This is a genomic window from Actinomadura sp. CNU-125, assembly GCF_001942465.1.
Taxonomy (GTDB): Bacteria; Actinomycetota; Actinomycetes; order Streptosporangiales; family Streptosporangiaceae; genus Spirillospora.
This window is the reverse complement of record NZ_MKJY01000003.1, coordinates 21,572-29,648: the sequence shown is the minus strand read 5'-3', so window position 1 is coordinate 29,648 and position 8,077 is coordinate 21,572. Positions and strand designations below refer to the sequence as shown.

4 protein-coding genes and 3 pseudogenes are annotated in these 8,077 nt (G+C 74.1%); 3 read left to right on the top strand and 4 right to left on the bottom strand.

The features are described from left to right. Both BJF79_RS00520 and BJF79_RS00515 read right to left on the bottom strand, forming a co-directional pair. Positions 1-371 (bottom strand): annotated as a pseudogene (locus BJF79_RS00520) (hypothetical protein); the annotation flags it as partial. A gap of 413 nt (positions 372-784) precedes the next feature. Then, positions 785-1,163 (bottom strand): annotated as a pseudogene (locus tag BJF79_RS00515) (PhoH family protein); the annotation flags it as partial. A 44-nt stretch (positions 1,164-1,207) separates the two neighbouring features. On the opposite strand from BJF79_RS00515, the pseudogene BJF79_RS00510 reads away from it, so the two are divergent. The 3 genes and pseudogenes from BJF79_RS00510 to BJF79_RS00500 all read left to right on the top strand — a co-directional run bounded on the left by BJF79_RS00510 (position 1,208) and on the right by BJF79_RS00500 (position 5,289). Further along, positions 1,208-2,745 (top strand): annotated as a pseudogene (locus BJF79_RS00510) (polyamine aminopropyltransferase). A gap of 76 nt (positions 2,746-2,821) precedes the next feature. Next, positions 2,822-3,982, top strand: a complete 1,161-nt coding sequence (locus BJF79_RS54990; protein ID WP_075894507.1) for an FHA domain-containing protein — start codon at positions 2,822-2,824, stop codon at positions 3,980-3,982. Further along, a complete protein-coding gene (locus BJF79_RS00500) occupies positions 3,979-5,289 on the top strand; it encodes a serine/threonine-protein kinase (RefSeq protein WP_075894506.1) in 1,311 nt (436 codons plus the stop codon). The genes BJF79_RS54990 and BJF79_RS00500 overlap by 4 nt, the downstream gene beginning before the upstream one ends. On the opposite strand, the gene BJF79_RS00495 is transcribed toward BJF79_RS00500, so the two are convergent. Next, entirely contained in the window at positions 5,265-7,631 is a 2,367-nt protein-coding gene (locus BJF79_RS00495; RefSeq protein WP_075894505.1) for a serine/threonine protein kinase, read from the bottom strand. The two genes, BJF79_RS00500 and BJF79_RS00495, sit on opposite strands and share 25 nt — an antisense overlap. Beyond that, entirely contained in the window at positions 7,628-8,050 is a 423-nt protein-coding gene (locus BJF79_RS00490) for an FHA domain-containing protein (RefSeq protein WP_158079049.1), read from the bottom strand. Before BJF79_RS00490 ends, BJF79_RS00495 begins: the two co-directional genes overlap by 4 nt. Positions 8,051-8,077 lie beyond the last annotated feature (27 nt).

Below are 8,077 nucleotides of genomic sequence, written 5' to 3'. Positions count from 1 at the left end.
CTGCGGCGGCCGCCGGGGCGCCGCCCCGCGCGGGCCGGGCCGGGACGGCGCGGGCCGGTGGAGAGTTCCTCGCGGGGCGCGCCGAACAGGTCGTCGACGCGCTCGGTGACCGGAAGGTCCCATGCCGTGTCGCCCGGCCCGGGCGCGCCCGCGGCGCTGCGGGGCTCGCCGGGGACGGTCGAGAAGCCGAGCGTGTCGCCGCCCGGCTCGTCCGTCCCCGCCGGCGCGGGCGGCTCCGCGGGACGGTCCGGCGACGCGGACGTCCTCGTCGTGCGGGCGCGGGCCGAGGTGCTGTCGTTCGTCTCGCCTAGGGGACCCGGGATGGTCTCCGGACAAGGCGGTCCTTCCGACGGTCGCGCGCGCATGAGCACGCGCGCGAACGGCTTCCACCCCCCCGCCGCCCGTGCCGTCCGGAGGCCGGACGGCCGCGGCCCGGATCGGTGCGCGCCGTCCGTCGCGCGCGTTCCTGGGACCGCGCGGCGGGCCGGGCACCGTTCTGGGGGTGCTTACGGGGAGACACAATGCCGGAGTCCGAGGGCCGTCCCGCAACCAAAACGAGACACGAGCGGACGGCGGCCGCGTTGTCAACTCGCCGGTAACACCCCGCAAACCACGGCGCCACCTGCGATTCCCCGCCGCCGCCGACCCGACTGTGTCCTTCGTCACAGATCAACTGACGGAGTCGCGACGATCACCCTCGGTGCAGGGCATTGCGGCACAGATCGCACCGCCCCGATGACCGGACGGTCACCGGGGCGGCACGGTACGTGGCTTCAGCGGGCGATCACCCGGTGACGTCGCCGAGCATGTCGGTCACCAGTTCCGCGATCGGCGACCGCTCGGAACGCGTCAGCGTCATGTGCGCGAAGAGCGGGTGGCCCTTCAAACGTTCCACCACCGCGGCGACGCCGTCGTGGCGGCCGACCCGCAGGTTGTCGCGCTGCGCCACGTCGTGCGTCAGCACCACCCGGGAGCCCGCGCCGATGCGCGACAGGACGGTGAGCAGGACGCCGCGTTCGAGCGACTGCGCCTCGTCGACGATGACGAACGAGTCGTGCAGCGACGCCCGCGGATGTGCGTGAGCGGGAGCACCTCCAGCATCCCCCGGTCGACAGGACCTCCTCGATGACGTCCGGGGTGGTGACCGCCGACAGCGTGTCGTAGCGGCGACGAGCGCGGCGGGGACGAGCGCGGCGGGCGCCCGCGCATGCCCGCGCGGGCCGCGCGCGCGCTCGTCCTGGCGGCCGTGTTCACCTGCGCCGCCTGCGGGCTGGTCTACGAGCTCGCGCTCGTCGCGCTCGGCAGCTACCTGGTCGGCAACTCGGTCACGCAGGCGTCGATCGTCCTGTCGGTCATGGTGTTCGCGATGGGCATCGGGTCGCTGCTGGCCAAGCCGCTGCAGAGCCGTCCCGTCGCGTCGTTCGCCGTCATCGAGGGCGCCCTCGCGCTCGTCGGCGGCCTGTCGGTGATGGGGTTGTACGCGGCGTTCGCGTGGGTGCACGTGTACCAGCCAGTGCTGATCGTGGTCGCGTTCGCCATCGGTGCGCTGATCGGTGCGGAGATCCCGCTGCTGATGACGCTCCTGCAGCGCATCCGGCGGCAGGACGCGGGCAGCGCCGTCGCCGACCTGTTCGCCGCCGACTACGTGGGCGCGCTCCTCGGCGGGCTGGCGTTCCCGTTCCTGCTCCTGCCGACGTTCGGGCACATCAAGGGCGCGCTGCTGGTCGGCGTGATCAACGCGGTCGCCGGGATCGCGGTCGTCCTCTGGCTGTTCCGCGACCGGCTCCGCCGCTGGACGCGCGTGTCGCTGTGGGCGGGCATGGCGATCGTCCTCGCCGTCCTGTCCGGGACGTACGCGCTCGCCGACCGGTTCGAGATCACCGCCCGGCAGGCCCTGTACAACGACCCGATCGCGGTCGCGGAGCGCACGCCGTACCAGGAGATCGTCATCACCCGGAACGTGGCGCTGACGGGCGCCACCGACCTGCGGCTCTTCCTGAACGGCGACCTGCAGTTCTCCTCCGTGGACGAGTACCGCTACCACGAGTCGCTCGTCCATCCGGCGCTCGCCGGGGCGCGCGGCCGCGTCCTCATCCTCGGCGGCGGCGACGGCCTCGCGCTCCGCGAGGTGCTGCGCTACCGGGCGTCCGCGAGGTGACGCTCGTCGAGCTGGACCCCGCGATGATCCGGCTCGCCCGCACCTACGGCCCCATCGAGAAGCTGAACGGCGGCGCGTTCGAGGACCCGCGCGTCACCACCGTCACCGCCGACGCCTTCAACTGGCTTCGCGACCTGCGCGAACGGTTCGACTCGATCATCGTCGACATGCCCGACCCCGACGACGTCGCGACGGCCAAGCTGTACTCCGTCGAGTTCTACGGGATGGTGAAGCGCGCGCTCGCCCCCGGCGGCCGCATGGTCGTCCAGTCCGGTTCGCCGTACTTCGCGCCGAAATCGTTCTGGTGCATCCGGAAGTCGATCGCCGCGGCCGGGTTCGCGACCACCCCGTACCACGTGGACGTCCCGAGCTTCGGCGACTGGGGATACGTGCTGGCCGCGCCCACCGAGCAGCCGCCGCCGGTCGAACTCCCCGCGGACGTCCCCGAGCTGCGCTTCCTGGACGACTCGGTCCTGCAGGCCGCGAAGACGTTCCCGAAGGACCGCCGCGAGCGCGACGTCGAGGTGAACACGCTCGTCCACCCCCGCCTCGTCGACTACGAGGACGGCGAGTGGAAGATGTCGTGACCGCCCCTCGACGGAGGGCGACGCCGGGCCGCGCATTCCGGTGATTCAGGGACGAAACCTGTGTAGCATCCGGCGGATGAGGGCGGATCGCAGTCTCATCCTGGACGCCGGGGCCGCGCATTTCCTCGTCGACGTCTCCAACGTGGTGCGGGACCGCGGCCTGCTGCCGGGGCCGCCGGCGCTGCTGGAGCGCTTCGACGCCCTGGTGGCGGGGCTGGCCGAGCGGGACGGCGAGGGCGCCCCGCTGATCTACGCCGTCGCGGACGACTCCCTGCTGAGCGACCGGGACCTGCCGCGCGCCGACCGGGACCGGCTCGCCGCGTGGCTCGACGGGGGGCTGCTGGAGACGCGGGACGTGGCCGACGACCGGCTGCTGCAGCTCGCCGACCTCACCGAGCTTCCGGTGATCACCGACGATCTGTACCGCGAGTACATGCGGATCTATCCGTGGATCCCGGGCAGCCGGGATCGCTTCCTGGAAGCGTTCACGCCGAAGGGGGCGCCCCGGCTGGTGCGCGTCCGGTGGCGGCGGATGCCGGTCCTGGCGGACTGGGAGATCTCCCGGTACGAGGAGGAACGCGACATCAAGGACGCCGGGCTGCGGGCGCGCGTCGTCCGGGAGGCCGGGCGGCGGTGGCTCGGCCGGCGGTGGCGATGCCCGGAGGAGCGCTGCGTGTTCTTCGGGGAGCGCCGGATCGGCGGCGGCCAGCCCCTGCCCCGGTTCTCCCGGCGCGGGGCGTTCTGCCCGCTGCACCGCGCGCAGCTGATCGACGCGGGCCCCGCACCGGCCCGCCGGACCCTGAAGGTCCGGGTGGACGGCACGGTCGTCACCCGGTTCACGGTCACGGAGGGAACACCGGTCGTGGTCGGGCGCGCGCCAGGCGACGACGGGATCGCGCTGAAGGAGTGGCTGGACGACGCGGCGCGCGCGCGGATCAGCCGCCGTCACGTGGAGGTCGAGGTCACGGAGGCGGGCGTGTTCGTCCGCGACGTCAGCACGAACGGGACGCTGGTGCGCGGCGCCGGGGACTCGGGGGAGCCGCGGCGACTGCACCGCGGAGAGAGCCGCGCACTGGGCAAGGGGCACGCGGCGGTCCTGCACGACACGGTCACCCTCGAACTGAGCGGCCGCAAGTACGTCTTCACCGCCGCCGACGACGACCGCCCCGGTCCGGTCGATCCCGGACGCGAGGAGGCCACCGTCCTCGGCGAGGCCGCGGAGGCGTCCGAACGGTGAGCGGCACCGGCGGGCTCGGGCCGGGCACCCTGCTGGACGGCCGCTACCGGCTGCGCGACCTCATCGCCCAAGGCGGCATGGGCGCGGTCTACCGCGCCGACCAGGCGTCGCTGGGCCGCGCGGTCGCGGTGAAGGTCGTCCACGCGCGCATCGCGGGTCCCGAGGCGATGGCCCGGTTCGACCGGGAGGCCATGGCCCTGGCCGGGCTCGACCATCCGCACATCGTGCGGGTCTACGACCGGGGCTTCCACGACGGCGTCCCGTTCCTGGTGATGGAGCTGCTGCCGGGGCCGACGCTGCGCGAGCTCGGCGGGCGCGACGGCGACGCCGGACGGCGGCCCGGCGCGGGGCCGGGCCTGGCGGAGACGGTCGAGCACGGCGCGGCGCTGGCGTCCGCGCTCGCGTTCGCGCACCGCGGACCGGCGCCGATCCTGCACCGCGACATCAAGCCGGGCAACCTCATGCTGGACGCGGCCGGGACACTGAAGGTCTGCGACTTCGGCCTGGCGTCGCCGCGCGTCGCCGAGCTGACCCGGATCACCCGGCGCGGCGCGGTGCTCGGCACCCCCGCGTACATGGCCCCGGAGCAGTGCGGCGGCGGAAAGGTCGGGACCGCCGCCGACGTGTACGCGGCGGGCGCCGTCCTGTACTTCCTGCTGACCGGGCGGCCGCCGGTCGATCCCGCCGGTGACCTGCGCACCACCGCCCAGCGCATCCGGACGACGCAGCCCGATCCGCTCGCCCGCGTCCGTCCGGACGTTCCGGGCGAGCTGGCGCGCGCGGTGCACGCGGCGCTCGCCAAGGACCCGGCGGACCGGCCGGACGCGGAGGGGCTGCTGCGGTCGCTGCGCGCTGTCCCCGTTCCGTCCTCGCACGGCACCGCGGCCGAGCCGCCGGAGGCGGAGATCGCGACGCTGGCGGGCGAGTCGCGGTCGGCCGGGCCGCCGAAGCGGCGGCCGTCCCGTCCGGCGGAGCGGCGGCCCAAGGGGCGGCTGGCCTCCGGCCAGGTCGACGGCTGGGCGTGGCGGCGGCTGGAGGACGCCGAGCGGCTGCTGTCCGGCGGCCGGGTCGAGGAGGCCGACCGGGGTTTCGCCGCCGTCGCCGAGCGGCTGAACAACGGATACACCGACCATCCGGCGATGTTCGCGGCGGGCTTCGGCCGGGGACGCTGCATGGCCGAGCGAGGCCACCGAACGGCCGCCGCCGGACGCCTGGAGCGGTTGTCCGACCGCGCGAACCGGGTGCTGGGCGCCGGGCACCCGCTCGCCCGCGCGATCGTCGCCTACCGCGGGCGGCCCCCGGGCTGACCGGCGTCCGGAACCGCCTCCACCGGATGGTGCCGGTCGCGCAGATGGGCGGGCAGAGCGGCGAGCAGTCGCCGCTCCTCCTTCTGGAAGTCGGCGACGGAGCGCCGATGGCCCTCGTTCCACGCACTGCGGGTAAGGGCCAGCGCGACGGCCGCCGCGAGATCGCCCAGCCACAGCACCGCGACCAGGCCCGACATGAAGGACGCGGCCGCCGTCTCCGCGATCGGTTCGTGGATCGCCGTGGCGAGCATCGTGATCAGTGCGAGCGGCACGAGCACCCAGAGCGGGACGGTCCGGCCCGGCGGCTTCGGGTACGAGCGGCGGTTCACCGCGTACTTCCACAGCGACTCGGGCGGCCGATAGGCGCCGCCGCACCGCCGCGCGCGCATTCCGCACCCCACCGCCGCCGCGGCCCCGTACAGGACGAGCAGGAAGAACGCGGGCTTGTTGAACGGGGGCACCAGGACGCTCACCAGGACCCAGCCGATCAGGGTCGGCACCGTCCACTCCATGTACCAGCGCCGGAACCGCTTCCCGGCCTCCCGCCTGGCGCGCTCGGAGAGCAGGTCCCGCTCGCCGGCACGGAACTCCGTCTGCAGAGCGACCAGGCGAGCCAGGGAGTAGTCCTGCTCGACGTTCCGCTCTGGGGTCCGCTGTGCGTTCTGCTCTACATTCCGCTCTACGTTCCGGTGCTCGGCCGCTTTTCGCAGGAGCGAATCCCGGAAACCGCGATGACCGAACAGGATCTTGACCATCGAGACGAACACGGCGGACCGTCCGCGCGCGCGCCGCTCCTCGTCGGCCGCCGCGGCCTCGCGCAGGTAGACGCCGAACACGTCCTGGATCTCGCGCGGAGGCGCGGGGGAGCGGCCCGCGAGCCGGTGCAGGGCCTCGTTCTCGCCTCCGGCGAGAACGGCGAGGTACTTCAGCGTCCAGCGCGGGGTGTCGGCCTTGTCGTGCTGGACGAACGCTTCGCTGCGCAGGTTCGCCCGCAGGACCACCATCCCCCAGGCTTCGCCCAGTTCGGCCGTCTCGGCGTTCACCCTGCGGAGCCGTTCGAGGCCCGGGAAGTCGGCCAGGAGCTGCTGGATCCTCCTGTCCCGCAGCACGCGTTGCGCGGTCGCGCGGGGACGCCGCTCCCCGGTCAGGTCGCCGACGCACGCCTCCACGAGCTTCGGGACGGTGATCGGTGAGCCGTTGAAGACGGGCGTGCCCTCGGGATCGAGCCAGCGGAGCAGGTGGAGGAGCTTGACGCCCGGTTCGAGCGCGTCGTCGGTCAGGCGCCGGTCGATGAGGTCGACGAGCCGCTCGGCGTCCGCGTCGTCGGTGGAACGGAACCGGCGCAGCCAGTCCCGCAGCATGCTCCAGCCCTCGCTGAGGCCGTACGCGGTGCGCATGTCGGTGAGGAAACGGCGTTCGGCCAGGCCCCAGTTGTCCCGGACGGCGTCGGCGAAGCCCTTCTTGGACGTGTGCACCTCGCCCGCGAACGGGATCCCCGCACCGTCCGGCATCGCGACCGGGACCGCCCGGGTGGCGGGGGGCCGCTCGCCGCCGTCCAGCCAGGCCGACACCCGCGCCCAGTCCCAGCGTTCCCGCTGGTCCAGGGCGAGCAGCCCCTCGCACAGCCGCCGGACCTCGCGGGGCAGCCCGCTGCCGTCGGGGCTCCACGCGGCCAGGGTCATGACGATCTCGCGGTCGGTGTGCCCGGCGAAGGGGTGCTCGCCGGTGGCCAGCTCGTAGACGATCATGCCGAGCGCCCACCAGTCCCCGGCGGCCGAGACCACGCCCTCGTGGGCTTCCGGCGGCTCGTAGCGGGCGGTGCCCTCGACGACCGGCACGACCTGGGTGTGCTCCTGCGGGCGGCTGACGCCGAAGTCGGCGATCACCGGGGCGAGCGGGTCGTGGTGCACCAGCAGGTTCGCGGGCTTCAGGTCGCGGTGCACGATGCCCGCGCGGTGCAGGACGTCCAGGCCGGAGCCGACGTGCCGGACGAGCGCGCGCAGGGCGTCCGCGTCGAGCGGTTCCCGGTCCCACCGGTCGGCCAGCGACCGGTCGGCGAAGTAGTCGGCCAGCTCGAAGTGGCGTCCCTGGAACACGCCGGACCGGTGGATCCGCAGGACGGCCGTGTGGTTGATGCCGCGCAGCCGCTCATGGACGCCGGGATCGACGGCGAACCCCGGACGGTAGTGCTTCAGCGCGTACCGTGCGCCGCGCGCGTCCTCGACCAGCGCGAGGTCCGCCTCGCCGCCGTCGCTCAGCGCCCGGACCCGGGCGACGCCGAGGTGGGAGCAGAGCGCCCGGACGTCCGGTGCGCCGCCGCCGTCGTCGATGGGTGTGCTCAACGGGTGTCACCCTTCCTCCGCGCCACCCCGGTGATGCGGACGGTTCCTGCGAGCAACGTCGACAGCCAGACCTCGTCGCCGTCGCGCAGCGGCCGCGGCCGGTGCGGCGCCAGGCGGCTGCCGTTGACGAAGGTCGCGTTGCGCGAGCCCACGTCCTCGATCGTGGCCGTGCCGTCCTCGCGGAACTCCACCACGGCGTGCCTGCTGGAGACGGTGTCGTGCCGTGCCAGCAGCGCGGCGTCCGGGCTGAAGGACGGGTCGCGGCCCAGCGGGCGGCGGGTGCCCGCACCGACGACCAGCCGGCCGTCCGGGAACTCCAGCAGCAGCAGGGAGGAGGCGGCCGGGGCCTTTCGGGTGGGCGGGAGCGCGCCCTTTCCCGCGCCCCCGGTCGCGGGCTCGGCGACCAGTGCGAACGGCACGAAGCACTTCTTGCAGACGAGCTGGTC

Excerpts from the sequence above, each read along its gene's own strand:
- BJF79_RS54990 (WP_075894507.1), top strand. The coding sequence starts at position 2,822 with ATGAGGGCGGATCGCAGTCTCATCCTGGACGCCGGGGCCGCGCATTTC.